The sequence below is a fragment of the Cohnella sp. WQ 127256 genome, from assembly GCF_024519285.1.
GTDB lineage: Bacteria > Bacillota > Bacilli > Paenibacillales > Paenibacillaceae > Cohnella.
On record NZ_JAMZCY010000010.1, the window covers coordinates 118,812 to 144,849 of the forward strand.

General features: G+C 45.7%; 28 protein-coding genes. 20 read left to right on the forward strand and 8 right to left on the reverse strand.

The genetic code is table 11. The features are described from left to right. Positions 1–48 precede the first annotated feature (48 nt). Entirely contained in the window at positions 49–417 is a 369-nt protein-coding gene (locus M1K58_RS25455; protein WP_256761697.1) for a hypothetical protein, read from the forward strand. 93 nt (positions 418–510) lie between these two features. On the opposite strand, the gene M1K58_RS25460 is transcribed toward M1K58_RS25455, so the two are convergent. Then, positions 511–1,779, reverse strand: coding sequence for a BaiN/RdsA family NAD(P)/FAD-dependent oxidoreductase (locus M1K58_RS25460; RefSeq protein ID WP_256761698.1), 1,269 nt, complete (start codon positions 1,777–1,779; stop codon positions 511–513). Positions 1,780–1,972: 193 nt separating this feature from the next. Here M1K58_RS25460 and M1K58_RS25465 point away from each other — a divergent pair, with 193 nt between their 5' ends. From M1K58_RS25465 to M1K58_RS25510, 10 genes are all read left to right on the forward strand, one after another. Then, positions 1,973–3,631 (forward strand): ATP-binding protein, encoded by a 1,659-nt coding sequence (locus M1K58_RS25465; protein ID WP_256761699.1) that lies wholly within the window; start codon positions 1,973–1,975, stop codon positions 3,629–3,631. Positions 3,632–3,705: 74 nt separating this feature from the next. Beyond that, complete coding sequence (locus M1K58_RS25470) at positions 3,706–3,831, forward strand: spore protein (RefSeq protein WP_256761700.1); 126 nt, start codon at positions 3,706–3,708, stop codon at positions 3,829–3,831. Between the two features lie 74 nt (positions 3,832–3,905). Beyond that, positions 3,906–4,256: a DUF3905 domain-containing protein gene (locus tag M1K58_RS25475; RefSeq protein WP_256761701.1), complete on the forward strand. Its 351-nt coding sequence runs from the start codon at positions 3,906–3,908 to the stop codon at positions 4,254–4,256. A 204-nt stretch (positions 4,257–4,460) separates the two neighbouring features. Then, a complete protein-coding gene (locus M1K58_RS25480) occupies positions 4,461–4,895 on the forward strand; it encodes a BrxA/BrxB family bacilliredoxin (protein ID WP_256761702.1) in 435 nt (144 codons plus the stop codon). A 78-nt stretch (positions 4,896–4,973) separates the two neighbouring features. Then, a complete protein-coding gene (gene nadE / locus M1K58_RS25485) occupies positions 4,974–5,783 on the forward strand; it encodes an ammonia-dependent NAD(+) synthetase (RefSeq protein ID WP_256761703.1) in 810 nt (269 codons plus the stop codon). A gap of 9 nt (positions 5,784–5,792) precedes the next feature. Continuing rightward, positions 5,793–6,182 carry a holo-ACP synthase gene (gene acpS / locus M1K58_RS25490; protein WP_256761704.1) on the forward strand — a complete coding sequence of 130 codons (390 nt, stop codon included), beginning with the start codon at positions 5,793–5,795 and terminating at the stop codon, positions 6,180–6,182. Between the two features lie 199 nt (positions 6,183–6,381). Beyond that, a complete protein-coding gene (locus M1K58_RS25495) occupies positions 6,382–7,278 on the forward strand; it encodes an AraC family transcriptional regulator (protein WP_256761705.1) in 897 nt (298 codons plus the stop codon). After that, on the forward strand, positions 7,265–8,374 hold the full coding sequence (gene mutY / locus M1K58_RS25500) for an A/G-specific adenine glycosylase (RefSeq protein WP_256761840.1): 1,110 nt from the start codon (positions 7,265–7,267) through the stop codon (positions 8,372–8,374). The genes M1K58_RS25495 and mutY overlap by 14 nt, the downstream gene beginning before the upstream one ends. Before the next feature lie 220 nt (positions 8,375–8,594). Then, positions 8,595–9,050: a hypothetical protein gene (locus M1K58_RS25505; RefSeq protein WP_256761706.1), complete on the forward strand. Its 456-nt coding sequence runs from the start codon at positions 8,595–8,597 to the stop codon at positions 9,048–9,050. Between the two features lie 56 nt (positions 9,051–9,106). Continuing rightward, on the forward strand, positions 9,107–10,126 hold the full coding sequence (locus M1K58_RS25510) for a globin-coupled sensor protein (protein WP_256761707.1): 1,020 nt from the start codon (positions 9,107–9,109) through the stop codon (positions 10,124–10,126). Positions 10,127–10,209: 83 nt separating this feature from the next. Here M1K58_RS25510 and M1K58_RS25515 read toward each other — a convergent pair whose 3' ends face one another. Further along, positions 10,210–10,821, reverse strand: a complete 612-nt coding sequence (locus tag M1K58_RS25515; protein WP_256761708.1) for a superoxide dismutase — start codon at positions 10,819–10,821, stop codon at positions 10,210–10,212. Between the two features lie 393 nt (positions 10,822–11,214). Between M1K58_RS25515 and M1K58_RS25520 the strand changes: the two genes are divergently transcribed. The 4 genes from M1K58_RS25520 to queG all read left to right on the forward strand — a co-directional run bounded on the left by M1K58_RS25520 (position 11,215) and on the right by queG (position 14,162). Beyond that, the gene (locus tag M1K58_RS25520; protein ID WP_256761709.1) at positions 11,215–11,637 is read left to right on the forward strand and encodes a GNAT family N-acetyltransferase; all 423 of its coding nucleotides are present in this window, start codon (positions 11,215–11,217) and stop codon (positions 11,635–11,637) included. Between the two features lie 184 nt (positions 11,638–11,821). After that, the gene (locus M1K58_RS25525; RefSeq protein ID WP_256761710.1) at positions 11,822–12,400 is read left to right on the forward strand and encodes a DUF402 domain-containing protein; all 579 of its coding nucleotides are present in this window, start codon (positions 11,822–11,824) and stop codon (positions 12,398–12,400) included. A gap of 2 nt (positions 12,401–12,402) precedes the next feature. After that, positions 12,403–13,005: a signal peptidase I gene (gene lepB, locus M1K58_RS25530; RefSeq protein WP_256761711.1), complete on the forward strand. Its 603-nt coding sequence runs from the start codon at positions 12,403–12,405 to the stop codon at positions 13,003–13,005. A gap of 8 nt (positions 13,006–13,013) precedes the next feature. Next, entirely contained in the window at positions 13,014–14,162 is a 1,149-nt protein-coding gene (gene queG / locus M1K58_RS25535; RefSeq protein WP_256761712.1) for a tRNA epoxyqueuosine(34) reductase QueG, read from the forward strand. 5 nt (positions 14,163–14,167) lie between these two features. On the opposite strand, the gene M1K58_RS25540 is transcribed toward queG, so the two are convergent. From M1K58_RS25540 to M1K58_RS25550, 3 genes are read right to left on the reverse strand one after another with little or no spacing between them, the layout of a single operon-like run. After that, complete coding sequence (locus M1K58_RS25540) at positions 14,168–14,974, reverse strand: ABC transporter ATP-binding protein (protein WP_256761713.1); 807 nt, start codon at positions 14,972–14,974, stop codon at positions 14,168–14,170. 18 nt (positions 14,975–14,992) lie between these two features. Further along, positions 14,993–16,036 (reverse strand): FecCD family ABC transporter permease, encoded by a 1,044-nt coding sequence (locus M1K58_RS25545; RefSeq protein WP_256761714.1) that lies wholly within the window; start codon positions 16,034–16,036, stop codon positions 14,993–14,995. Next, positions 16,033–17,019, reverse strand: coding sequence for a FecCD family ABC transporter permease (locus tag M1K58_RS25550; RefSeq protein ID WP_256761715.1), 987 nt, complete (start codon positions 17,017–17,019; stop codon positions 16,033–16,035). Before M1K58_RS25550 ends, M1K58_RS25545 begins: the two co-directional genes overlap by 4 nt. A gap of 215 nt (positions 17,020–17,234) precedes the next feature. Here M1K58_RS25550 and M1K58_RS25555 point away from each other — a divergent pair, with 215 nt between their 5' ends. The 4 genes from M1K58_RS25555 to folE all read left to right on the forward strand — a co-directional run bounded on the left by M1K58_RS25555 (position 17,235) and on the right by folE (position 20,435). Beyond that, on the forward strand, positions 17,235–18,248 hold the full coding sequence (locus tag M1K58_RS25555; RefSeq protein WP_256761716.1) for an ABC transporter substrate-binding protein: 1,014 nt from the start codon (positions 17,235–17,237) through the stop codon (positions 18,246–18,248). 157 nt (positions 18,249–18,405) lie between these two features. Further along, a complete protein-coding gene (locus M1K58_RS25560; RefSeq protein WP_256761717.1) occupies positions 18,406–19,428 on the forward strand; it encodes an HD-GYP domain-containing protein in 1,023 nt (340 codons plus the stop codon). A gap of 119 nt (positions 19,429–19,547) precedes the next feature. Next, positions 19,548–19,826: a YneF family protein gene (locus M1K58_RS25565; protein ID WP_256761841.1), complete on the forward strand. Its 279-nt coding sequence runs from the start codon at positions 19,548–19,550 to the stop codon at positions 19,824–19,826. Positions 19,827–19,841: 15 nt separating this feature from the next. Beyond that, on the forward strand, positions 19,842–20,435 hold the full coding sequence (gene folE, locus M1K58_RS25570; RefSeq protein ID WP_256761718.1) for a GTP cyclohydrolase I FolE: 594 nt from the start codon (positions 19,842–19,844) through the stop codon (positions 20,433–20,435). 89 nt (positions 20,436–20,524) lie between these two features. Here folE and M1K58_RS25575 read toward each other — a convergent pair whose 3' ends face one another. Then, positions 20,525–22,219, reverse strand: coding sequence for a M3 family oligoendopeptidase (locus M1K58_RS25575; RefSeq protein WP_256761842.1), 1,695 nt, complete (start codon positions 22,217–22,219; stop codon positions 20,525–20,527). A gap of 226 nt (positions 22,220–22,445) precedes the next feature. Here M1K58_RS25575 and M1K58_RS25580 point away from each other — a divergent pair, with 226 nt between their 5' ends. Then, entirely contained in the window at positions 22,446–23,522 is a 1,077-nt protein-coding gene (locus M1K58_RS25580) for a Gfo/Idh/MocA family protein (protein ID WP_256761719.1), read from the forward strand. A gap of 76 nt (positions 23,523–23,598) precedes the next feature. Here the strand turns inward: M1K58_RS25580 and M1K58_RS25585 are convergent, their stop codons facing one another. Further along, positions 23,599–24,864, reverse strand: a complete 1,266-nt coding sequence (locus tag M1K58_RS25585; protein WP_256761720.1) for a Fe-Mn family superoxide dismutase — start codon at positions 24,862–24,864, stop codon at positions 23,599–23,601. 84 nt (positions 24,865–24,948) lie between these two features. Continuing rightward, positions 24,949–25,983, reverse strand: a complete 1,035-nt coding sequence (locus M1K58_RS25590; protein ID WP_256761721.1) for an alpha/beta hydrolase — start codon at positions 25,981–25,983, stop codon at positions 24,949–24,951. Positions 25,984–26,038 lie beyond the last annotated feature (55 nt).

Here is a 26,038-nt window from a genome sequence, read left to right on the forward strand (position 1 = left end):
AGATGAAAGGTACTTGAAGTGACATAGAGAATGGAGAGGTTAAAATCGATGAAGCAAGCCGCCCTGATGTTCCAGTTTCCGGATGAGTCACAGGCTAGATTAGCTAGCGAAACTCTCATGGATTTGGGGTACGAGCCGCAGATGCACGAGGAAGGGCGCCTACATATTCATGTGCAAAATGAGGATTTGACCTCTGCGTTGGAAATCGTACAATGCTATGCGGGGCAGTTAATGGAGCATGCTTTCGCAGAGACGGTAGTCGTCACGGATATTGCTTACGGGATGGAGGATATCCGAATTCCAGCGCATATGGTTAATGAGGACTGGGAGGAAGGTTATCTGGTTGCTAGCTCACCGGAAGCGGAACAACCGGTTAGTACCGACGATGGCTCGTACGACCATTTTGATGCGACTTGAGTAAGCATAAGCATAGTAAGGGAACAGGGGATGTCTCATAGGTCTATACGACCTGACCCATGAGACATCCCCTGTTTTGAGCAGAGGGCAGATCTACCCATTCCCGATGGGGTTTGAAGCGTGTAAACCTGCTGTGTATCCTGTTGAGAATGCAGCTGTAATGTTATAGCCTCCCGTATACCCATGGATGTCGAGAATTTCCCCGCAGAAATATAATCCGCGAACAAGCTTAGACTCCATCGTCTTCGGATCGATTTCCTTTAAGTTGATGCCGCCTCCAGTTACGAAAGCATCTTCAATGGACAAGGTGCCGTATACTCTAATTGAGAAACGCTTAAGCAATCCTGCAAACTGCATCCAATCCTGCTTAGGGATATTGTCGTAGGTAAGCGTATCGGACAATCCTGATTTTTGCAGAAGGAGCGGAATCATTTTCTCTGGCAAACAAGCTTTGAGGATGTTCTTTATCGACTTTCTCGGCTCCAGCTCCGTAAGCCTTAATGTCTCAGAGTATACCTCATCCACGCTTTTCCCCGGCATGAGGTCCACAGATACTTCAATATTCCCTGTTTGAAATTGCTTTAGTGCCTTGACGACAAACTGGCTGCAGCGCAGAGCGATAGGACCAGATATCCCGAAGTGTGTGAAGATCATATCTCCTTGGTGCTCAATGATTTTTTTTCCTTTAGGATTCCATACGGATAGGGAAACGTCTCTAAGAGAAAGCCCTTGAAGCTCCTTGCTTGTAATGAATGGCTCATTAGATGTCAAAGGGACTTCAGTTGGGAATAGCTCTGTAATCGTGTGTCCCGCTTTCTCAGCCCATGGATAGCCATCCCCCGTTGATCCTGTCTGGGGTACAGATTTACCTCCCGAGGCGACGATGACGGCATGACTGGGTAGTACTTCACCTGATTTGAGGCGAACGCCAGTTACACAATGATCTCCATACATAACCGTATCTACAGGGGAATTAAGCTTAATTTCTACGCCTTGCTTGCGAATTTGTAAGACAAGCGTATCGACTACGGTTTTGGCCTTGTCGGTAACGGGAAACATACGTCCGTTATCTTCTTCCTTCAGGCGGATTCCGAGGTTCTCGAAAAAGGAGATAATGTCCTTATTGTTGAAGTTCGCAAATGAGCTGTATAGGAAACGTCCGTTACCCGGGATATGCTTGATTAGCTCGTCGTTCTCTTTATTATTCGTAACATTGCATCGACCACCCCCGGATATTCCGAGCTTCCTCCCCAGCTTCTCCCCTTTATCCAATAGTAGTACTTTAGCTCCCTGTTTGCTTGCTGCGACGCTTGCCATTAAACCGGCAGAGCCACCGCCTATTACGATAATGTCGTATTTCATAACACTGCTCCCACTAATTGTGATTATTTCATATTTCATATTTCAGGCGTAAAGCCGATGGTTAGGTCTTTACTACAATTCCATTTATAATGTCTATTATTGTAACCTGTGGTGAGATGTGGTTTAATCAAATCAATTATTAAGATGGTAAATTGTGTAGGGTGTTGATTTGTACATCTGGGGGTTGAATTGAATGTGGAGAGATTCGCTTCTACAGGTTCTAATTTCATTTTTGCCCATATTTCTATTTATGATTTGGTATTCCAAGCCTGAACGAACCCGATACACCCACATTTTCTTAGGAATTGCCTGTGGGATTACGATGTTTGTGAACATGCATATTTTCACGGTAAACGATCTTGGTCTTTATTTTGATTTTCGTCATATCCCATTTATTATCGGCTCGCTATACGGAGGTATACCTCTATCGGTTTGTCTTCTAGTCATCTATGTCGTTGCTAGGTTAATGGTTGTCTCTTATCAATGGGAATATGTCGCATTTGCGATTTTTATATTTGTGTATATCCCCATCTTGTATTCTCGTATGTCGTTATTCAAGGTAGGCTCACGAAAGACTAGATTTAAGATTGCTGCCATGATGAGTGTGTTGATGGTCCTTCTTCATGATACTGCATATCTCTCTAGTGTTCCAAGCTTAAATCTCGCGGATGTGCCTAAGTATTTAAGAGATATTTCTTTATTTAGTGTCCTTTTCTTATTAGTAACGCTAGCTTGCGTTCGTTTCGCGGAGCTTAGCTTTGAACGGATTGAATTACAAGTGCAATTACATGAGGTATCACTCAATTATCGCAATGAAATGCGCAGGCTTCAGCAGTTTATTGATAATACCCCTCTAATGGTTGTATTCTGCGACCATAATGGAATGATTACGCATGTTAACGACATGGCACTTAAGTTAACGCCCATGCTCTATCGTAATACGATCTTGCATCAGAATTTCTCGGTGTTCTTGGACAAGCTGGAAATGCAATTCGAGAGGAATCCCATCGAGTATGTGTTACAAGAAGGAGAAAAAATAACGGAAATCCTGCGGGTTAAGGGAAGAGTGGTATATACCGTGGCCTGTCCACTTAAAGATATTACGTCTCGAGGGATAGATGGCGTATTATTCATTGGACATGACGTTACAGAGCTTCATCGGTTGAAGGACGAAGTCGATCAGATGGATCGGCTAAGTCTTGTCGGACAGATGGCTGCTAGTATTACGCATGAAATACGCAATCCAATGGCAGTAATAAGAGGGTTTATCCAGTTGCTCAATGAGCGAAGCCCCGTGGAACAACGATCCTATTTTCGCATCATCTTAGATGAATTAGATCGTGCGAATGCCATAATCAATGACTTCCTATCCTTAGCTCAGAATCGAATCGTCGAGAAAGAGTCATCCAACATAAATCATTTACTTAACGATCTGCTCCCGCTTATTTGGGCAGATGCCAATTTACGTGGACAAAGCATTGATATGCGACTTGAAGAGGGAATGGATCTGCTACAGATGAATAGTAAGGAAATGAAGCAGCTTATCCTTAATCTAGCTCGCAACGGAATGGAAGCGATGAGTGATAAAGGTGTTCTGCTTATTGAGACCATCAATTATAAGGACACTATACAGCTACGCGTAAATGATAACGGATTAGGGATTTCTCAAGAGAAGATCGATCTATTATTTGAGCCATTCTATACGACTAAGACGAACGGAACAGGTCTCGGGCTAGCGCTGTGCCTCAGTATAGTCGAACGGCATAATGGGAAAATTCATGTGGAATCTACAGTAGGCAAAGGAACGACATTTATCGTTACCTTTTGCAAGCCTGGGCGCAATTGTTGGTGATCGTTGTAATACGGATAAGTAGTGCTAATACGGATACACTATGGGGGACTCATCCATACAAGGAGGATGCTTCCATGCCCAATGCCCAAGGACCATCGAAATCAGGACGGAAAGCAGCTAAGAACACCAAGAAGACCACATCACCCTTATCCCCGGGATTCGACAAGAAACTAGACGGCCCTAACCGTCCGTCAACCTAAACGTTATTTGCACGGATAAGTTAGATGACACCTATGCGGGCTTAAAGCCTGCTGGGGGGCATGACGATTCGGACTTGGATCCGTTCGAAATCGAATTTCGAGCGGAGTTCCGCGACAACCGGGGGCCGCGGGAGCCGTTCGTGAATGCCTACGGGGTTGTGATTGGCGACCATGATTACGAGACAGAGGATTCGCCGCTTGAGCAGTGGAGCACGGAGACAGAACCATCTATTATGGCAGGCGACCAGTGGGTGCATCCCTACAAGGATATTGGATTTCGTACCCCAGAGAACAGAGATTTATTCGAAAAAGGAATTGCACCTTCCTCCGAACGCTTCATGCATCCGACGCACTCTACTTCAGCTCCGTTTGATCCGGATGATGATGAATACTTCTCTGTTCCCGAGGTGCTAGACGAGCCGTGAAGCTTAGCTGCGACGGGATGTAATCCGATTTGAGGCATTACATTCCTGTCGTAGTCGACGGACTAGAATCTGCAGATTAGTCGAGCGAGGGAGAGGTAGCTTACTCTTTTTATTTTGACGGAGCTTGTGGCGGCGCGGTATAATGAAAAGCAGCGGAATAACCAAACCGCCAAATTATAAGATCCGGAAAGCGAGGCGCCTCTTATGTCGATGTCTTTCGAAAGATATATGATGGATACAGTAAAGCCGATGCGTGAAGATTTAACTCGTCTAGGCATTCAAGAATTAACAACACCTGAAGAGGTGGAAGCGCAGCTTCCGACGGCTTCTGGAACAGCATTAGTCGTTATTAACTCCGTTTGTGGTTGTGCAGCAGGTCAATGTCGTCCGGGAGTTGCAGAAGCTCTGCAGCATGACGTAACACCAGATCACCTGTTTACCGTATTTGCTGGTCAGGACAAGGAAGCAACGGCGAAAGCGCGCGAATATTTCTTGCCTTATCCGCCATCTTCCCCATCCATAGCTCTTCTGAAAGATGGAGAACTCGTCCATTTTATTGAAAGACACCAAATTGAGAATCGTAGTGCAGACGATATTGCAGCAGATCTTACGTCTGCGTTCGACCGCTATTGTCGCTAGACTACAACATCCCGGGGGCTTATGCCATAGTGGCTAAGTCAACGGGATATTTTTGTTGCGAATAGGAGATATGTGAAGATGACGATACAACAAGATATCATTACGAAACTAGGGGTTAAACCGACGATTGATGTGGATCAGGAGATCGATCGTCGCGTTAACTTTCTGAAGGAATACGTCAAACAAGCAGGGGCAACAGGATTGCTCATCGCAATTAGTGGTGGTGTGGATAGTGCGGTAGCTGTAGGCCTTTGCAAACGTGCAACGGATGAGCTTTCTCAGGAAACGGGCAAGGAATACATGACTCTTGGCGTTTTCCAGCCTTATGGCGAACAGGATGATATTGATCATAGCTATGAAGTCGCTGAAGCTTTTAACTTGGAGCACAAAGTAGAGACTAATATCGCCGAAGCTGTAGATGAGATTACATTGGAAACCGAATATGCATTTAAGGTGCTAAAAATTCACCGTCATATTAGCCGCGGGGGCAAGGGGAATGTGAAGGCACGAACTCGGATGGTTATTCAGTATTCTTTGGCATTTGATCTTAACTTGCTTGTCGTCGGGACAGATCATGCTTCAGAAGCATTGACGGGCTTCTTCACGAAATGGGGGGATGGAGCTGTAGATATTACACCACTCAGTTCGTTGAACAAGCGCCAAGTTCGTGAGCTGGCCAGACGTCTTGGAGTACCTTCGAGTGTAATCGACAAAGCCCCAACAGCTGGGTTGTGGGAGGGGCAAACGGACGAGGATGAGTTAGGCGTTACATACGAGGATAATTCTTCTTACTTAGAAGGTAAGGAAATCGAACCTAAAGTTCGGGAGATCCTTGAAAAGCGTTATTTAAGCACACAGCACAAACGGCAAGCTATTCCTGGGATTTAACCTAAAGCGATGATTATTGGAATCGGCTTGGACGTTGTCGAGTTAGCGCGGATGGAAAGATTGCTTGCAGGACCAGCAAATCACAAATTTGTCGACAGAGTGCTCACCATTCGGGAGCAGGAGGGCTGGGTGGATCTTCAGCCGCGTCGCGCATTGGAGTACATTAGCGGTAGATTCGCTGCTAAAGAAGCTGTTGTGAAGGCCCTTGGCTGCGGAATCGGTGCAATTGTTGGCTTTAAGGATATTGAAGTGCTTCCAGATAGCTTAGGGAAGCCGGTCTGTGCTTTATCGGAAGCCGCGATTGGCCGGCTTGGATGGGAAGGTCAAGCATACAAGCTCCATATTGCGATTACACATGAGCGTTCATTAGCTGCAGCTACTGCATTAATTGAAAAGTAAAAACATCAACAGCCCGGTTGTCCTCGACAACCGGGCTGTTGATGTTTTTCAAGCATAAACGTGGTGCTCCGTAATGAACGGGTTGTGCGGTTTGAGCTCGATTCAAAAAATTGTAAATTTACGCTTCTCATGACCTAACGTATAATGGGATATATATTGAACGTGTGGCAATTAATATCCTGGATAATGAGGCGCTGAGATGACAACGAGTTATTTAACTATCATGATGAAACATTTCGAGCAAATGAATTTTGAGGTTGTCGCTGCGGCGGAAACGGTTCTGGACGCCTCTTTAGCTAGGGGGCGTGAGGATACCTATGAATGTCATCGTTTCCTATTCGTCAAGGAAGGTGAAGGCAAGCTTATCGTTCAGGACAAGGTAATTCCTCTTGTAGAAGGAAGCCTGTGTATTCTATTGTCAGGGATGTCTCACCGAATTGAAGTGGAGCCGCAAGTGAAGCTGATCTTGCAATGGTGTCATTTCCGAACAAGTCACGAAGTACGTGATATCTATAAAACACTGGGTATCCCTTTCTATATCCAACTGTCGCCAGAGCATGAGATTTCAGCGTTATTCCATCGTCTATCCGAACAACTAGCATTAGACAAAATAACCTCTAGACTGAAGATCAAAGCAGCAATGCTAGAGCTGATCAGTGTTTACTTAGATCATCTATCACTTGATGATGATCATAGTGCTCCGACGGAGGAGCTACAGAAAATTGAAATTATACTTCAATATATAGATAATCATGTGGCAGATAACATAACTGTTGAGGATTTAGCCAAACAGGTCTATTTGCATCCGAATTACTTTATCGTATTTTTTAAAGGGATTATTGGCTATTCTCCCATACAATATGTTAACTTACGTCGCATGGAGATTTCGAAGAGATTACTCTTGAAGCCAGACAGCAATGTATCCGCCGTTGCGAGCAAGGTAGGAATGCAAAATTATTACTTCTCTAGGATGTTTAAAGTGCATACAGGGCTTACGCCAAGCCGATACCGTAAGCAAGCGGCGGCTAATCTATTAACATCGGATGATCAGTCCTATCGAGATGAGGGTAATAGAAGTGAAGATGGACGAGAATAAACCGTTTTTTAGCACGGAATTGCTCAAGTGGTATCAGAAGGAGCGGCGAGACTTGCCTTGGAGAAGAAGCCGTGATCCTTACCACATCTGGGTATCAGAAATAATGCTGCAACAAACCCGAGTGGATACGGTCATTCCGTACTTCAATCGGTTCGTCGATCGGTTTCCGACCGTTCATGAATTAGCAGCGGCGCCTGAAGATGAGGTGCTTAAGCATTGGGAAGGCTTAGGCTACTATTCACGAGCACGTAATCTTCAGTTCGCCGTGAGAGAAGTTGTAGAGCAATATGATGGCAAGGTACCGAGTAATAAGAAGGATGTATCTGGGTTGAAGGGTGTAGGCCCTTATACGGCTGGAGCGATACTCAGCATCGCTTATAATCAACCGGAGCCTGCTGTTGACGGGAACGTTATGCGAGTGCTGTCTAGATACTTTTGTCTGGAGGATGATATCGCTCGACCATCTACCCGCATTGCTATAGAGCATTTGGCACAGGAGCTAATCCCACATGGACATGCTGCTGACTTCAATCAAGCTTTAATGGAGCTTGGAGCGATCATTTGTACGCCGAAATCTCCGACATGCCCTGTATGTCCCGTTAATGATTTGTGCGAGGGACGCATTCAAGGACGGGAACGTGAGCTTCCTGTGAAAACGAAGGCAAAGAAAGCGAAGCCAGTATTTAGATTCGCTGCTTTGGTAGAAGGAACAGGGGTTAATGTTAATAAAGTATTAGTAAGACAGCGACCGGATACAGGGCTGCTTGCTCGGATGTGGGAGCTGCCTCATATAGAGGTCCAGGATGCGGAGGCATGGTTAGCACTGTCGACAGGCAAGATGGGCTTAGAAGAGGCCCTAGCGGAGGAAGACATACGTATAGAGGCGACAGAGCATGTCATCGGGGAAGCACAGCACATCTTCACACACCTGGTCTGGAATATTAAAGTATTACCAGCAATCGCGCTAGAAGAAGGGCATGTGGCTAATCACACAGCTTACGCCTGGGTAGGACCAGATGACTTCGAGAATTATGTTTGGCCTAATGTGTTTAGGAAGTTATTAACGGAATATTTTATTCTTACAAAAAATAAGTAGGCTTGTTCCAAAATCCATGATGCTTCGGTCCCTTGTACCGACTGCTATCGTGGTTTTTTTATGTGAAATATACACTGAACAAGCAAATACTGGGCTAACATTTGTGTGTGAATCACACATTTAGTTAGCAAAAAACACACATTTTAAACATCCATCTCATACAAGCTTTAATAAATGGGGGTTAAAGTTATAGCAGCATGTGGAGAGGACTGAAGAGTGGGTGAAATTAATACAGTTTTACAGGGATCTGTTTCTTGAAGCGACTGACGTTTACGAGCCGGTGTGGGAGGAACAGGATACTGCAACATTTGGGTATCTGTGGCATAAAAAAAATTATCCTTTGCCGGAGGTTTTTCAGATTAAAGACATGCATCAAGATTCCTATAATCCTATTCTTATCTACTCCATAGTGCTTCCCGACACTTATCTTCAAACGACAATCTATGAAGAAATTAAACGTTATCCATCGAAATATGATTTATCGATTGTGATTGTGAATCGCCAATTACAGCTAAATGCAGCACTCCTAACGGAAAAAATGCAAGACTCTATGATGGGTTACTTAAACCAAGCTCGCAGTGAGCTTATGAATATTCTAGATTGTATTATTAAACTTCCAGAAGAAAGCGTCTTTTATTCCTCGTATTTTCGGACGAAACAATTGATGAATACTTGACGTTTATATAAAAATTGGTAATCTTAATAAGACAGCATAGTCTAGGGGGATAATTGATGATTCGGTTGGGCGAAGAAAGAAAAAAACAATTAAATTACATAGGAATTGACGAAGACGACCTAACCTATTTACATTCTAAGCAGGAACTGTTTACGGAAATTACGAACGTAGTTGTAGACGAGCTGTACAGTCGAATTATGGAGCAGCCGGAACTAGTAAAAATCATTCAAGCTCATAGTACGATTGACAGATTGAAAGAAACACAGCGCTGGTATTTTCAATCTTTGACTTCTGGACTTATTGATGAGGAGTTTTTCTCCAAGCGATTATTCATTGGCAAGGTTCATTCTCGCATCGGACTGACGACACAATGGTACCTGGGAACCTATATTTTATATCTAGACATCGCTACGACACAGCTTAAAAGAATCGTGCCTGAAGAATGGTTAAGAATTACCCATTGTCTAAGTAAGATGTTTAACTTGGATTCTCAAATTGTGCTTGAAGCTTACGAGCATGACGAGAAAGCTAAGGTTCAGAAACTGGTAGAGAACCGTCAATATATGCTTACGAAGGTGAGCTCAGTCGTGCAAGAGCTATCCTCAATGATGGTTCAGCTTAGCGCCAGTAGCAGTATGGTTGCGACGAATGCCTCACATACGGCGACCGTTCAAGAGAATTCACATCTCAAGGTCGGAGAGCTTGCTGTCAGTATCGAAGAAATAAATAAGCTAGGCTCCACGATGAGAGAGATTTCCGATCAAACCCATCTTATCGGGCTGAATGCTGCGCTCGAAGCTGCGCGTGCAGGAGAAGCGGGACTAGGCTTTGAAGTGGTCGCTAACGAAATCCGCAAGCTGGCGACGAATTCCAAGGAATCACTGGTTACGATTCAAAGCAAGCTGAAAGAAATTCGTTCCGCCTTAGACGATGTGAAGCATGGTAGTGAGGAAACGTTACAGTTCTCCAGGGAACAAGCAGCAAGCTCACAAGAATTAACCTCATTTGTTCATATGATCGATACCGTTACCGAAGATTTGAACGGATTGTTGGAAGATGATATCGTACTTCACTAGCAATCAGTTCGCGATATTCGCGATAAAAAGCCCGCAAGTCACGGACAACCGTAACTTGCGGGCTTCTTCTTGTGAATGATGGATTACTTCGCAGCGTCGTAGATAGCGCCAACTGCGTTCCAGTCTACAATGCTCCAGAAAGCAGCGATGTAGTCAGGACGTTTGTTTTGGTATTTCAGGTAGTAAGCATGCTCCCATACATCAAGACCAAGTAGAGGAGTTTCGCCTTCCATAATTGGGCTATCTTGGTTAGGTAGGCTATATACTTTTAGGTTGCCGTCTTTAGTAAGAGCAAGCCAAGCCCAGCCAGAACCGAAGCGAGTAGCGCCTGCAGCAGCAAATGCTTCTTTGAATTTATCGAATCCGCCAAGCTCGCTATCAATTGCAGCAGCTAGTGCGCCGGAAGGTTGTCCGCCGCCATTAGGGCTGATTGTTTTCCAGAAGAAGGAATGGTTAGCGTGTCCACCACCATTGTTGCGAACAGCATTACGGATGCTTTCAGGTACAGCGCTAAGATCGGAAATTAGATCTTCAACGCTCTTGCTAGCCAATTCTGGTGCAGAATTCAATGCATTATTTAGGTTAGTTACATAAGCATTGTGGTGACGGCCATGATGGATTTCCATTGTAGCTGTGTCGATATGCGGTTCTAGTGCATCTGTAGCGTACGGAAGTGCTGGTAATTCGTGTGCCATGGGTAAAAACCTCCTAATATTGTTTTCAATATGATGCCTTTGTTACTCACGTTTATTATTATCCCTCATATTTTCGATTAAATCAACATAAATGTATAAAAAGTCAAAACTCGTGTTGATCTGACAGGTTCGATAAGCATCAATAGGACTATCATTTCCATCTCTAAAACTGAATTATGTGCAAAATCCTTCGATATGTGCGATTTAATGTTGTTATTTCATATTAATCCATATTTAACGTCTCTTTTAAAGCGTTTTCATCGGTATTTCTAGTGTTTTCACGAAATTATTTATGTTTTTTTTATAAAAAAGCTAGAAATTTCTCTAAATTGTCGTAATATTAAGAGATCGTTATCTGGATGTAAAATTGTTTGCCCGGGGGAATTGTACATCATGCAAATTCGTTCTTTTCAATTGTCGGATTACAGGACAGTTGCCGAACTTCTAGAAGAGGTATTATCGGAAGAATGCTGTGAGGAGACGATGGGGGCTTTTGCCCGTCAATTATCATGGGATAGTGAGCTGGTACTTGTAGCGGAATCGAAAGGTAGCGTCGTTGGGGTATTGATTGGAACGATAGATCAGCAAAAGGGTTATGTTTATCGTGTAGCTGTCAAGAAGAACTTCAGACGCCAAGGCGTAGGCCGTGCTCTCGTGACCAACATGAATAATCGGTTTCGTCAGCGAAAAGTTTTGAAGGTTCTCATTGCAGGGGACAAGCATAATGAACTTTTGCGACCATTCTATGACTCACTTGGTTTAAGACCCGCCGATTTCGTTCAGTTAACCCAGCCGCTCTCGATTGTTGCAGGCTAAATCAATTGCAGATGGGACCTTTTGAAGCATATCTTTGCGCCATTCATAATGGTGGGGAGATATGCTTTTTGTTTCTCTATTATCCGTAAGGTTGTTGGGGAACGTTTATGCTTGTGGAGCAATTTTATTGGCTATGTTAGACTGGGTGTACACACCTTGAAGGGGCAGCGGGGAGCGTGTCGACATGACCAGAGAAGATGGTACCTATCAGCAGTCCATAATTAAGAGCTTTAAGCATGATGGCTCATTGCACCGAGTATGGCTTGAAAATTGGCTAATCCCGGATGATCGACTTCATCCTCACCATGTCTCGCAGAAAGTGTGGGTTATGCTGAATGATCACACTAAGATTATAGAAGCGGATGGTAAAGAATGGATTAGTCGCGTGCCTGCGGTTTCTTTTTTCATGCCGGACCATTGGTATAACGTTGTTGCTCTGATTGAGGACAATGGAATTCGGTATTATTGCAACTTGGCTTCCCCTCCTTTACGTTACGGAAACGTACTCACCTATATCGACTACGATCTAGATGTTATGTTGATGCCAGATGGTGCAGTACACGAATTAGACCGGGATGAGTTCTTGCTCCACAAGGAAGAATATGGGTATTCCAAAGCAATAGAAGCTCAAGTCGAGATGGAATTAGAAGTTCTTCAAACCGCGATAGTAAATAGAGCATTTCCCTTCGGCGATGCTGAAGTTTATTATTATTACGAACAGTGGAAACATCATCAGATGAACGCTGAAGGAGAGAGTAATTAGCCATGAGACAAGAAGTAGAGCCTAAGGCATCTGATGGCGGACGGCGTTCAGCACACAAGGTGCACAAACAGGGTTTGAGTGGATGGCGCAAGGAGCTATGGGATTGGTCTAAGGCTTTAATAGTCGCAGTTATTATCGTGCTGCTTCTTAGAGCTTTTATCTTTCAGTTATCTACAGTGAAGAAGGTTTCTATGGAACCTACTCTCCATGAGAACGATTGGTTATTTGTTAACAAAATTGTACTGCAGCTCACAGAATTTAAACGTGGAGATGTCGTCATCTTGAAAGACCCAAGCGAGGGTCAAGATCGGAAGGAATTTCTAGTGAAACGGATTGTGGGAATACCTGGGGATACGTTAGAAATTCGTAATGGTGAGTTTTATTTGAATGGGGAATTGAAAGTGGAGCCTTATACAGAAGTGAAAATAGAGGATGGAGATTTCGGTCCGACGACAGTTAGCCCAGGCCATTATTTCGTGATGGGGGATAATCGACATCGCAGCGCAAGTAAAGACAGCCGCGCATTTAAAGAAGTGTCTGAAGAGCTCATTAAAGGTCGCGCTGATTTTGTAATCTGGCCGATCAGTCGCTGGAATAAGCTGTGAGTCAAGTTATGGAGCATACAGATATCGCATTGTGGCAGAAATTAAAAGAAGAGATGATCACCGCGGCTTCCAGTCTCGGCATTGATAAGCTTAGAGTGACGACCGCAGATCCATTCCTAGAGCTGAAGGAGCGGCTTATCCGCCATCGAGAGTTAGGGCACGAATCAGGGTTTGAAGAACCAGATCTGGATTTAAGAACGAAACCTACATTGCTCATGCCGGAAGCACGGTCGATTATTGCGATTGCTGTTGCGTATCCTTCTAAGATGAGGGGGGCTCCTGTATCAGAGCCAGGTAAGCGTCGAGGGATATTGTCACGTTCTGCTTGGGGAGAGGATTATCATCAGGCGCTCCGCAGACGACTAGCAAACCTTTCAGAATGGATTCTGGAAAGAGTGCCCGATGCGAAGCTGATGTCGATGGTAGATACGGGGGCTTTATCGGATCGTGCCGTTGCTGAGCGGGCAGGCATTGGTTGGAGTGGCAAAAACTGCTCGATTATTACCCCGGAATTAGGATCATGGGTGTATTTGGGCGAGATGCTTACAAACCTTCCTCTCCCGCCGGATAAGGCTATTCTCGATGGGTGTGGAGATTGCACCTTGTGCATCGATGCTTGTCCTACAGGGGCGCTAGTAGGTCCTGGGCAGTTAAATTCTCAGAAGTGTATTTCTTTTGTTACGCAGACCAAAGGGTTTGTAGAAGACGAGATGATGAAGAAAATCGGTAATCGCCTGTACGGCTGCGATACCTGTCAAATCGTTTGTCCCGTCAACCGGAAAATCGACATGAGGCACCATGCGGAATTAGTTCCTGATCCGGAAGTAGCCAAGCCTTTGCTACGTCCCTTGTTAAAGATGGGGAACCGCGAATTTCGCGACAAATTTGGTTCAGGTTCAGCCTCCTGGCGAGGGCGGAAGCCGATCCAACGCAATGCTCTCATTGGGCTCGGCAATTTCCGCGATGTCGAATCTGTGCCAGACATTGCTGACGTACTACATGAAGATCCTCGCCCTGTGTTGCGGGCTACCGCTGCTTGGGCACTTGGACGTATCGCAAGTCCGGAAGCTATAGACATATTGAAAATGGCACAAACGAAAGAAAACGATGAAGATGTATTATCTGCGATTGATCGTGCTATTTCCGGGGAAATATGACGAAATTAGCGTGGGCTCTTAAATAATGGTTTACCTTTTCCATGAGGGATGCACATAGGTGTACCATACAAAGGGTCCTGCATAATATCACATTTGAGATTGAATACCGCGTCAATCATGGCTGCATCTACAATCTCTTCGGGCTTGCCTTCAGCATAAACAGCGCCATCGCGTAAAGCGACAATGTGATCCGCATACCGACAAGCAAGATTAATGTCGTGAAGTACCATGACGATTGTACGATTATCGTGGACATTGAGCTCGTAAAGCAAGTCAAGTACCTCGATCTGGTGCGCCATATCGAGGTAAGTGGTTGGCTCATCCAACAAAATAATACTCGTCTGCTGGGCAAGTGTCATGGCAATCCACGCTCGCTGCCGCTGACCTCCGGAGAGGGAATCAACGGGGCGCTCAGCGAATGGTGCCATTCCAGTTGATTGTAAAGCGGAATTCACGCTAGCTTCGTCCTCTTCCGACCATTGTTGAAGCCAGCTTTGATACGGATAACGGCCCTGCTTAACGAGCTGAAGTACGGTCAGTCCTTCGGGTGCGGTCGGGCCTTGCGGTAGGATAGCCAGCTTCTTAGCTACTTCCTTGGTGGGTAGCTTGGTAATGTCCTCGCCATGGAGGAGAATACATCCTTCATGGGGCTTCAATAAGCGAGCCATTGAACGAAGCAAAGTCGATTTCCCGCAACCGTTGCTACCGATCAATACGGTCGTTCTACCGATTGGAATCGACAGGTTCAATTTCTCGAAAATAAATTCATTGCTATAAGATAAAGATAATCCCTCCGCTATTAACCCTTCCATAACCTAATCACCCTTCCCCTAAGTATTCCGTTGTCGATATAGCATATATAAAAAGAATGGTGCACCGATAGCCGCAGTGAATACTCCTGCTGCAATATCTTTTGGATAAAACAGAGTTCGGGCAACTAAGTCAGCAACAAGCAAAATGATAGCTCCAATAAAGGCACTAACGGGGAGGAGACCACCAAAGGCAGGTCCAACCAATTTGCGAGCGAGATGGGGAGCCATTAAACCTATGAATGAGATGGCACCTCCTATGGCGACCGCAGAACCTGCGAGAGCGACGCTAAGCAATAGGAGTACGATTCTCCATCGTTGTACATTTGACCCCGCACTGTTAGCTACATCGTCTCCTAACGCTTGAACATTCACGTGTCGGGAGAGGATCCATGTGAGCGGCAATAGGACGCCGATCCAGGGGAGTAAAGTAAATACGTCCTTCGCCCAAGATGTCCCATAAATACTTCCAGTCATGAAGGTGACGGATTTAATAGCGAGCATAAATGGGCTTGCGATAATAAGCATATAAGATAACGACTTAAATGCTGCAGAAAGCCCGGTTCCAATTAATACGAGTCGAATGGGGGACACTCCATTGCGCCACGCTAACAAATAAAGTAAGCCAGTCACGAGAAAAGCACTAAGGATTGCAGCTACGGGCATCCAACGAATGGACAAAGTGTCCGTGAAGATGAACAGAAACAGCACTGCACCAAACGAAGCGCCATCCGTAATTCCCGTGACATCGGGAGATGCGAGAGGGTTGCGGACAATACCTTGTAAGACAGCACCCGCAACGGCAAGAGCAGCACCTACGAGCACTGCGACGATAATTCGTGGCAGTCTCAATTTATTAACAATGACATCATGCATGGAATCCCCTTGACCGAAAATGGCACGGATGACATCCCAGGGATTCACCCATACGCTACCGATTCCGGTGCTGATCACCATGATGAACGCACATAGAATGGCGAGAATGATTGTGATTCGCATAACTTTGCGATCCACATGAAAGCTGAGCTTCGGTTTACGGGCTCTCCATGAAGTATATTTACTCATCCGATGCGCCTCTCTCTCCGGGCAATATAGACGAAGAACGGCACGCCGATAATCGCGGTCACGACTCCGACAGGAATTTCTGTTGGCATGGCTATGTAACGTGAGCCTAGATCAGCACTGACAAGCAAGAGAGCGCCAATAATTGCACTATAGGGTATGATCCAACGATAGTCATTTCCAACTAAATATTTGACGATATGAGGGACTATGATTCCGACGAATGCGATCGGGCCAGCAACAGCTACACTTCCACCTGCAAGTAGAATGATCGATAGAGAAGCGAAACCTTTAATTCGCACAGTGGACTGTCCAAGACCTTTGGCTACACTATCACCCATAGATAGCACATTCATATGACTCGACAGTAACAGGGCGATGATCATGCCCACGGACATATAAGGAAGGACATTCCACAGCATATCCATTTCCCGACCAGCGACAGAGCCAACCATCCAGATGAGTACTTGATCAAACATTTTACCATCGGAAAGCATGAAGCCTTGAGTCAATGAGAAGAAAAATGCAGCTATCGTCGCACCAGCTAGTGTGATTTTGATCGGAGTCATACCGTCTTTGCCTACACTCCCTAATACAAAAACAATAGCCCCACTCACCGTAGCACCTAATAATGCGACCCATGTGAGCTGTTGCAGACCGCTAATATTGATAAGAGCGCCAGATGCCAGCACGACGAAGAAAGCGGCCCCGGAGTTAATCCCGAATGTGCTTGGAGAGGCGATTGGATTACGTGTAATGATTTGCATAAGTACACCAGCAACGGCCAAGCTAGCTCCAACGCATGCTGCAATCAATGCGCGGGGAACTCGAGTGTTGCGAATGATGAGATGATTTTGGGATGCATCATAGTGAATAAAGGAATCGACAACGGTAGAGACAGGGATGTCAGCTACTCCAAATGCTATGCTACATAAGACGGAAATAACGAGTAGCAGCACGAAGAGGAGGAGTCCGAAGGTTCTCATGGCGACCAGCTTTCTCTTGTAAAATAAGGGATTCTGGAACGTAAATTGCGTGTGTCCCCTTGAGAATTTTAGTCCAAGAGGCTGTAACCTGTCAATGAGGATGAGAATCGTTCTCAAAAAAATATTGACAGGATGGAGCATATCTAATAGATTTATTATTGTCATTGATAATCATTTTCATTTAATTCAACTAGACATCAGGAGGAACAAAACAAATGGCAACAAACAAAAGAAAACATACAATAGGATGGGGAGCCATCTTACTCGTCATGATCATGGTGGTAACCGCATGTGGAAATAACAATGGAGGCGGCAATGCAAGTAGCACACCTTCAGCAACGAATGCTTCAACAGGAACAACTGAAACCGCAACGGCGGATGCAAACCGCACTATCAAGCACGCTATGGGTGAAACGATAATCAAGGGAACGCCGCAGCGCATCGTTGTCTTAACGAACGAAGGGACAGAAGCGTTGCTTGCACTTGGCGTGAAGCCAGTAGGTGCCGTGAAATCTTGGACAGGCTCACCTTGGTATAATCACATTAAAGATCAAATGGAAGGTGTAACGGAGCTTGGTGAGGAAGGGCAGCCGAACTTGGAGCTGATCGCGGGCTTGAAGCCAGACTTAATTATTGCTAATAAAATGCGTCACGAGAAAATATACGAGCAATTGTCTGCGATTGCGCCGACTGTTGTGTCCGAAACTTTGCGTGGAGAGTGGAAAAACAACTTTAAGCTGTATGCTGAAACCTTAGGCAAAACAAGCGAAGGTGACAAGCTTATTGCCGATTTCGATGCCAAGATTGAACAATTCAAAACAAAAGCAGGCGACAAGCTGAAGGAAACGGTTTCTGTTGTTCGTTTCATGGGTGGCAAGACGCGTGTCTACCATAAGGATACATTTACAGGTATTATTTTTGAACAAATCGGAATTACCCGTAATGCAATGACCTTGAACGCTAAGGAACAATTTGTTGATGAAATCACGAAGGAACGTCTTCCTGAAGCGGATGCTGATCGTCTTTTCTACTTCACGTATGAGGTTGGAGACGGCAAAGCATCGGATACAGAAAAGGAATGGATCAATGATTCATTGTGGAAAAGCTTAAATGCCGTTAAGAACGGTAAAGTATATAAGGTCGACGATGCGGTATGGAACACAGCGGGTGGAATTATTGCTGCGAACCTTGTCATCGACGAGTTATATGGTATCTATGAAGTAAACTAATTTGATGAATTCAACTCCTTTGCGTCCTTGTTTACGAGGAACGAAGGAGTTTTTATTTTCACACACAACTTGGCATTAACTTCATTGAGGGTTTTGCCGAAAGATAGGATAAGGCATCTAAGATCCAACATCGAGATTATAGTAGGAGAGAGATAAGATGAAATTAGTCGATATAGAGACAGTTGAACAAGGGCAAATATTAGGGAAGACCATTTTCTCCTCGAATGGAGCAACACTTCTCTCAAAGGGCGTTCAGTTGACTGTTTACATGATCAGTACCTTGAAGCGAATTGGTGTAACGACCGTATATATCGATAATCCAATGTTTCGTGATATTTCGCATGAAGAATTGCTATCAGAAGAAACGAAGCAGGCTGTTATTCACCAAATGTCAGAGATGTTCGAGGCTTTGCGTTCAGGTAAAAATTTCAGTTCGAAAGCGGTCGGTCAAACCGTTGATGACCTATTGGAAGAAGTATTACAAAACCAAAATATACTTATTCATCTCTCGGATATTCGCACAGAGGACAATGCGATGTTTTTGCATGCGATGAACGTATGCATGATGTCCTCTATGCTGGGGCTGAACGTGGGCTTGAATATGATTCAATTGAAGGAATTGGCCATCGGGGCATTATTGCATGATATTGGCAAGCTAGGCGCACCGGCAGTACAAGAGGGGCGTATGCATCATTCCTGGCGAGGATTCGATCTATTGAAGAATAAACGGGAATATAGCTTGCTAATTGCGCATGTTGCTTTCCAGCATCATGAAGCCGTTGACGGCAGTGGGCTTCCACGTGGGTTAAAAGGGGAAGACATTCATACGTATGCGAAAATAACGGCGGTTGCCAATATGTATGACAATCTCATCTATAACACGAGTGAAGAAGGACCCATGCTGCCACATGAGGCATGCGAGCGTCTGAATGCCCTATCGGACACCGTGCTAGATCATGAAATGCTCGTCCAATTTATGCGAATCGTATCCATCTATCCGAATGGAATTTCCGTAAGATTATCTAATCGTCAGATTGGGGTTGTCGTCGGGCAGCATCGAGGATTGCCGGGAAGACCAATCGTACGTGTCATTGACAAAGATGGCGACGAAGCTGTAGGGTACCAAGAAATCGATTTGGCTCTGCATCCGACGCTGTTCATAGAATCCGTTCTATCCTAGATTAACAATCGGGTAATTTGTTTGCGCACACAGTTCGACCATGCTATCATAGTACGACAACCCTGTCTGGCCATTTAGGTTGAGGCAGGCTTTTATTTTGAACATTTCGGAGGCGCTTGATTATGTGGTCCTATATTATCCCTATACTGACGTTAATCGTTGGTTTAGTCGTTGGATTTCTCGTTGGTGTATATTACTTACGTTACCAAATGACGAAGATGCAAAATAATCCGGAAATGCTGCAGAAGATGGCAAAACAAATGGGTTATAACATGAATGGTCAGCAGTTGGCGAAAGCTCAACAAATGATGAAAAATCAAAATGCAGGCGGCGGAAATCCGAAGCCAAACCAAGGGGCTAACCCAAACAATAGAAACAATCCAAAGTTTCGCAGATAGTAGGAGGGATTGGTCGTGGCAGGAGCCAAAGATTACTCCAATGAAGTTGTTAACCAGAATCGCGAGCAAGTTGAGTTCCATATCCGAGAAATCTTGAAGCTCATCGGTGAGGATGTTGAACGGGAAGGCTTACTAGAAACGCCAGCTCGTGTTACACGGATGTATGAAGAGATTTATGCGGGTTATGCGGTAGATCCAAGGGACGTACTAGGTGTCACGTTCGACGAGCAGCACGAAGAGCTAGTTATCGTGAAGGATATCGTCTATTACAGCCAATGCGAGCATCATATGGCGCCATTCTTCGGAGTCGCACATATCGGATATATTCCAAGTGGTAAAATCGCAGGCCTTAGTAAGCTAGCACGACTCGTAGAAGCGGTATCTCGGCGGTTGCAGGTGCAGGAGCGGATTACCTCGCAAATCGCAGATATCATGGAAGAAGTGCTTAAGCCTCACGGCGTCATGGTCGTCCTGGAAGGGGAGCACTTATGTATGTGCGCCCGTGGTGTTAAGAAACCAGGAAGCAAAACGGTCACGTCTGCTGTAAGAGGACAATTCCGGCAAGGTGCCGCACTTCGTGCGGAGTTTCTGGAGCTGCTTAAGAGGTAGTCGGAAATTACAGCTTGCTTATACGATGTTAGAACAATAGGCAGACACCGATCTTTCATGACGGTGTCTGCCTGTTTGTATGCTCGTGATTAGAGAGCCTGATCTTCCACGCTGTCCAGCCAGGCTTGAATGCTTCCGATGACTGAGGTTACACAGCCATCCTCGAAAGGCGAGATCAGTCCGGCTGACTTAACCAGTTCCGTGAAGGAGAGGCTTCCGCCCAATTGACACAAATTCAAGTAATCCGTCCAAGCGGAGGAACGGTCCTCGTGCATCTTTTTCCAGAATTGGAATGCGCATATTTGTGCTAAAGTGTAATCGATGTAATAGAAAGGCGAGCTGAAGATATGGCCTTGCTTATGCCAAAAACCTCCCTGTTCTAAATATGCGTTGTCTTCGTAATCCCGATGCGGTAAATACTTCTTCTCAATTTCGCGCCAAGCCTGCTTGCGCTCAGCTGGAGTCGCATCCGGGTTCTCGTAGATGAAATGCTGGAATTCGTCTACGGTTACGCCGTAGGGGAGAAAGGTTAGCGCGCTTGCGAGATGCTGGAAACGGTACTTATCGGCTTCTTCCTTAAAGAAGAGCTCCATCCACGGCCATGTGAAAAACTCCATACTCATGGAATGGATCTCGCACGCCTCGTAGGTCGGGAAGCTATATTCCGGTACCGCGTAGCTTCTGCTTTCATACACCTGGAAGGCATGCCCCACTTCATGTGTTAGAACGTCAATGTCGCCAGAGGTCCCGTTGAAGTTGGAAAAAATAAATGGCGCACCGTAGTCGCTAATATAGGTGCAGTAACCCCCGCCTTGCTTGCCCTTCTTGCTCACTAAATCCATCAATCCGTTATCCTGCATGAAGCTGTAGAACACGTCCGTCTCCGGTGATAGCTCGGCATACATTTTCGCCCCATTGCTCACGATCCAATCCGGATCGCCCTTTGGCTTCGCATTACCCGATAAGAAGGCCAGATTCTCGTCGTAATACAGCAGTTGTTCGACTCCGATCCGATTGCGCTGACGCTCCTTCAGCTTCGATGCGATAGGCACAATGTGTTCTAGTACTTGGTTGCGGAAGTTCGCCACCATGTCACTGTTATAATCGGTGCGGCTCATCCGGGCGTAACCAAGCTCGACATAATTATTAAAGCCTAGCTTCTTGGCAATTCTCGTGCGTACCTTAACGAGGTCGTCGTATATACGATCGAATTTCTCTTCGTTCTCAGACATGAATCCGAATGACGCTTGCGAGGCACTCTTCCGCATGTCGCGGTCGATCGATTGCTGGAAAGGACCCAGTTGCGATAAAGTACGTTCCTCACCTTCGAATGGAATCTTAGCGGAGGCGATAAGCTTGGCATATTCCGTCGTCAGTTTATTTTCCTGCTGCAGATCTTCGATGACGTCAGGGCTAAACGTCTTAAGCGATAGCTCTGCTAATTGGAACAATTGCTTGCCCCACTTGTTCTCGAGCTGTGTACGGAACCTTGAGCCCACAAGAGCCCTGTAGTAATCGGTTATGTACTCCTGAACCACAGGTCCGTTCTCGTCGAAGAAATCTTGCTCGGCCTTGTACAGTTCGTCATTCGTATTGATAGAATGACGGATGCTCGCGATTTGCTGCATCGTATCGAATTCGCTACGCAGATTGTTGATGCAGGACATGGCTTGGTCTTGATCTTCATAGCTACTTGCTGACGTAAAGGTGGTAAGCAGCTCTTTGAACTTCTGCTGGAAGGCTTGTACATCGGGACGCTCATAGCGATAATCGCTGAAATTCAATTGCATACACCTGCTTTCTCTCGGAAATAAAGGGAGGGGTCGTCTAAATTGCCACCCTCATCATTTTATTCGATATGCTCGCTCCTTAACCCTGCCTTCTCGCACTCAAGTAGCAATAAAGAATAGAAACAAAGCCATATCGGTTATCGAAGTAAAAGGTGCGATGGAGTATGATAGCGTTAACATTGATTATTATGAATTGAAACTACGGGAGGCATATCTAAATATGAGTGGGCAGCAAAAAATTCGCATCGGTCTGATTGGTGCAGGAAACATCGGAAACATACATTTGCAGGAGTTTGGTAAGCTTACAGAGGAATGTGAAATTGTTGCGATTACGGATACTTTTTTGCCTTTAGCCAAGCAAAGAGCTGAGCATTATGGTATTCCAGTTGTTTCTGCAACACCAGAGGAGCTTATCGGTCGTGAAGATATAGATGCGGTTATCGTTGCTGTCCCTAACCAAGCCCATGCCTCCTTAACCATAAGAGCCCTTGAGCATGGTAAGCATGTGCTTGTGGAGAAGCCAATGGGTCTTGATGCATCGGCAGCCAAGGAAATAGTGAAAGCACAGAAGCGCACAGGTAAAACGGTAATGGTTGCTCACCAAATGCGTTGGGAGCCACTCTCTTTGCAAGTGAAGGAGCAGATCGATCGTGGTGAGCTTGGAAAAATATATACAGCCAAAACCGGTTGGTACCGCCGCAAGGGCATTCCAGGCTGGGGAACTTGGTTCACTCAGCATGAGCAATCCGGTGGCGGACCTCTTATCGATATTGGCGTTCACATGCTGGATCTTGCGTTCTTCCTAATGGGTGAGCCAAAGCCTGTATCCGTATATGGAGCTACATATGCAGAGTTCGGCCCGCGGAAAAAAGGCATTGGCTCATGGGGTAAGCCCGACTGGAATGGTAGTTATGACGTTGAAGATTTAGCAACGGCAATCATTAAGATGGAGGATGGAACCTCCCTGACGCTTGAAGTAAGCTGGGCGGTTCATATGGATACGGATAATTCACCGTTCCTTCACGTGATGGGCTCAGAAGGGGGCGCAGTGCTTCGTGGTGGCGAGGGTAAATTCCTAACCGAACGCTTCGACAAGACGGTTGATATTCCGCTTATCAAACCGGAAGAGGATGAAGGCGCACGTATTCGCTTGAGCCGTCATTTCCTAGATTGCATTCGCACGGGTAAAGCACCGTGGACTTCGGCTGAAACAGGTCTACGTAGCAATCTCATCATTGATGCTATTTATGAATCCTCTCGCAATGGCGGTGAAGTGAAGCTAGATTGGAGCTTGTAAACTCGTTAGTAACGTATATATTTAATGATAAAAGCAATCCCAGCCGTCATGGCTGGGATTGCTTTTTACCAATGATTCAGTAAGGAACCCACTGGATCGTCTTCGCCTTAGCATAACGCTCTGCCACGTAGGGCCAATTGACGACGCTCCACCAGTCTTTGGTGTAGGCTGCGCGATCATTTTGATGCTTAAGGTAATAGGCATGCTCCCATACATCGAGTGGAAGTAGGGGGATGACGTCCCATTGGGATAGATTCTGGTGCTTCTCAGCTGTTAATATTTCTAGACGATGGCTACGTGGACTCCAAACAAGGATGGCCCACCCCCCGCCTTCCACTTTGTTGGCTGCTTCCGTAAATTGTTTCTTAAAGGCTTCATAGTTCCCAAAGCTCCGGTTGATTTCATCGAGTAGTGCCCCAGTAGGCTTTCCGCCCCCCTTGGGTGACATCACATTCCAGAATAAGGTGTGTAGATAATGACCAGCACCATTAAAGGCCAGCTCCCTTTCCCAGTGCTTCACTAGGTCGAAGTCGCCTGTCCGTCTAGCCTCCTCGAGCTTCTTCTCCGCCGCGTTTAAGCCATCTACGTAGCTCTGATGATGCTTGTCGTGATGGATTCGCATCGTCTTCTCGTCGATATACGGCTCAAGCGCTTTGTAAGAGTATGGGAGAGGAGGAAGCTTGTGTCCGCCGATCGGAACGGGGTTCCCCATCGAAGCTTGATCCTGCCCCAAATCTCCCATCGGATCAGACCAAGTACCCTCGGGGCGATTAGCGTCAGGGTTGGTCTGAGTAGTCTGAGACGGTGAATCCTCGATATTTGGACGAATGCTTAAGGCGTTATCAGCCGGCTCTGGTCCGCCATAGCCTTCGGGACTGTCGTCTTCCATATCTTGCGACTGCGTTAAGCTTATTACTCCCGACTTTTGTAAATGCTCCAAGACACCGCTGAAATACTCTGACTGACGATGAATATAGGTGAGTAAGAGATGAGAGTCATCCATCTGCGAAATGACTACGCTATGCTCGGGTAAGAGCTGTAATTGACGGCTGAACTCTCTGGATTGGTTCAGGGAATCCTCTAATAGCTTAGGAAACAGGCCCGCCCATTCCGGTGAAGAAACTCGATAAGGCTCAGCCTCTGTGACATCCTTAGCTCGTTGTGCGTACTCACGAGTCTGCACAAAAACATTTTCCCAATCCACCAATAGTTTCACGTAAGTTGGTTCTAATTCGGGAATAAGGGAGCGGATAACGACCGCATGCTCCTGCTCCTGTGTTTTCCAATACACGATTTCCTCCAACAGCTGGAGAGACATTATGTTTCCATAGACAGACCGCATAAAAAACCTCCCGATGTTCACTTGAGCCGAACTAATCTTCGTACCAAGCGTATGCGGGAGGAGGTTTGTATCATGTTAAAAAGATTAACCGACCATGGATTCCGTCGATTGCAGCTTTGCTAAAACACCGACATGAACTTGTTCAAGGAAGGCTGTCGTGCGCTGGACGTATTCTTCAGTATGAGTGCGGTATATCATTTCATGAATGGCATCCGGTACAATCCATAATTGGGAAAGGACGTTCGATTGTGCTTTTGCGACATTTTCCGAGAGATAAACCGGTGCTTTGTCATCTGCCGTGCCATGAATGAGAAATATCGGGAAATCAAAGTCCGTTTCTTGAACTTGGGCTGAAGGGATTTGTTCAAGTCGAGTGCCGCTCATTAGCGGGAAAAACCAACGAATAAGGGAGACGGATGGGTATTTCGGAATGTTGATTTGGTTACGTATATTATGATAAAGGGTATCATCATCAGGAAGAAAAGTACTATCTAATATCATTGCATCTACAGGTGTGGATTGAAGGGCAGCTTGCAACGCGGTTCCAGCTCCCATGGAGAAGCCCCAGACGACGAGCTCTTCACTTCCTTGCTGGCGTGCAAATTCAATTGCTCCTTGAAGCTGCTGCGATTCGATTTTACCACCAGTTGCAGGAGTAGAATGGGTCTTGCTTGCAAAGCCGTAATCGAACATAAGCACATTGTATTCCAAGCTATGCAGCAGGTCGGCAAGATCATACATAGGAACCCAAGACTCTTCTCGATTGGCGCCATATCCATGGCTCAGGACGATTGTACGCCTGCTCTCTTCAGCAGGAATCCACCAACCGTCTACCTGCGTTTTGTTGTCTGCGCTAGAAAAGGTAACCTCTGAATAGCTCAAGTTTTTGGCGAGCATTGGATTAGAAGCAAGATCGGCGACAGGGGGATGGGAGAGTGCCCATGCGACATAGGCGTGAAGCGATCCAAACAGCAGCATAAGAAGACAAGCTCCGACAACGAGTAAGTGAAGTGAAAGTCGTCCAAGCCTATGGGTTGTTCTATGTCCAGTAGAGGGGTCTAGAGATGGAATTGTGACTCCGGAACCAGCAAGAGGAAAGGGCGTTGACAGTGTTGTCATGTGTGGGATCGCCTCGCTTTGTGTAAGCACTTAGAGACTCTAGTAACCTTATCGT

Bases quoted from the DNA above. Each gene is read 5' to 3' on its own strand.
- M1K58_RS25460 (WP_256761698.1), bottom strand. From the start codon at position 1,779: ATGAAATACGACATTATCGTAATAGGCGGTGGCTCTGCCGGTTTAATG.
- M1K58_RS25495 (WP_256761705.1), top strand. From the start codon at position 6,382: ATGACAACGAGTTATTTAACTATCATGATGAAACATTTCGAGCAAATG.
- M1K58_RS25585 (WP_256761720.1), bottom strand. From the start codon at position 24,864: ATGCGGTCTGTCTATGGAAACATAATGTCTCTCCAGCTGTTGGAGGAA.
- mutY (WP_256761840.1), top strand. From the start codon at position 7,265: ATGGACGAGAATAAACCGTTTTTTAGCACGGAATTGCTCAAGTGGTAT.
- M1K58_RS25510 (WP_256761707.1), top strand. From the start codon at position 9,107: ATGATTCGGTTGGGCGAAGAAAGAAAAAAACAATTAAATTACATAGGA.
- lepB (WP_256761711.1), top strand. From the start codon at position 12,403: ATGAGACAAGAAGTAGAGCCTAAGGCATCTGATGGCGGACGGCGTTCA.
- nadE (WP_256761703.1), top strand. From the start codon at position 4,974: ATGACGATACAACAAGATATCATTACGAAACTAGGGGTTAAACCGACG.
- M1K58_RS25520 (WP_256761709.1), top strand. From the start codon at position 11,215: ATGCAAATTCGTTCTTTTCAATTGTCGGATTACAGGACAGTTGCCGAA.
- acpS (WP_256761704.1), top strand. From the start codon at position 5,793: ATGATTATTGGAATCGGCTTGGACGTTGTCGAGTTAGCGCGGATGGAA.
- M1K58_RS25540 (WP_256761713.1), bottom strand. From the start codon at position 14,974: ATGGAAGGGTTAATAGCGGAGGGATTATCTTTATCTTATAGCAATGAA.
- M1K58_RS25545 (WP_256761714.1), bottom strand. From the start codon at position 16,036: ATGAGTAAATATACTTCATGGAGAGCCCGTAAACCGAAGCTCAGCTTT.
- M1K58_RS25580 (WP_256761719.1), top strand. From the start codon at position 22,446: ATGAGTGGGCAGCAAAAAATTCGCATCGGTCTGATTGGTGCAGGAAAC.
- M1K58_RS25525 (WP_256761710.1), top strand. From the start codon at position 11,822: ATGACCAGAGAAGATGGTACCTATCAGCAGTCCATAATTAAGAGCTTT.
- M1K58_RS25590 (WP_256761721.1), bottom strand. From the start codon at position 25,983: ATGACAACACTGTCAACGCCCTTTCCTCTTGCTGGTTCCGGAGTCACA.
- M1K58_RS25515 (WP_256761708.1), bottom strand. From the start codon at position 10,821: ATGGCACACGAATTACCAGCACTTCCGTACGCTACAGATGCACTAGAA.
- queG (WP_256761712.1), top strand. From the start codon at position 13,014: ATGGAGCATACAGATATCGCATTGTGGCAGAAATTAAAAGAAGAGATG.
- M1K58_RS25470 (WP_256761700.1), top strand. From the start codon at position 3,706: ATGCCCAATGCCCAAGGACCATCGAAATCAGGACGGAAAGCAGCTAAG.
- M1K58_RS25560 (WP_256761717.1), top strand. From the start codon at position 18,406: ATGAAATTAGTCGATATAGAGACAGTTGAACAAGGGCAAATATTAGGG.
- M1K58_RS25550 (WP_256761715.1), bottom strand. From the start codon at position 17,019: ATGAGAACCTTCGGACTCCTCCTCTTCGTGCTGCTACTCGTTATTTCC.
- M1K58_RS25555 (WP_256761716.1), top strand. From the start codon at position 17,235: ATGGCAACAAACAAAAGAAAACATACAATAGGATGGGGAGCCATCTTA.
- M1K58_RS25480 (WP_256761702.1), top strand. From the start codon at position 4,461: ATGTCGATGTCTTTCGAAAGATATATGATGGATACAGTAAAGCCGATG.
- M1K58_RS25455 (WP_256761697.1), top strand. From the start codon at position 49: ATGAAGCAAGCCGCCCTGATGTTCCAGTTTCCGGATGAGTCACAGGCT.
- M1K58_RS25465 (WP_256761699.1), top strand. From the start codon at position 1,973: ATGTGGAGAGATTCGCTTCTACAGGTTCTAATTTCATTTTTGCCCATA.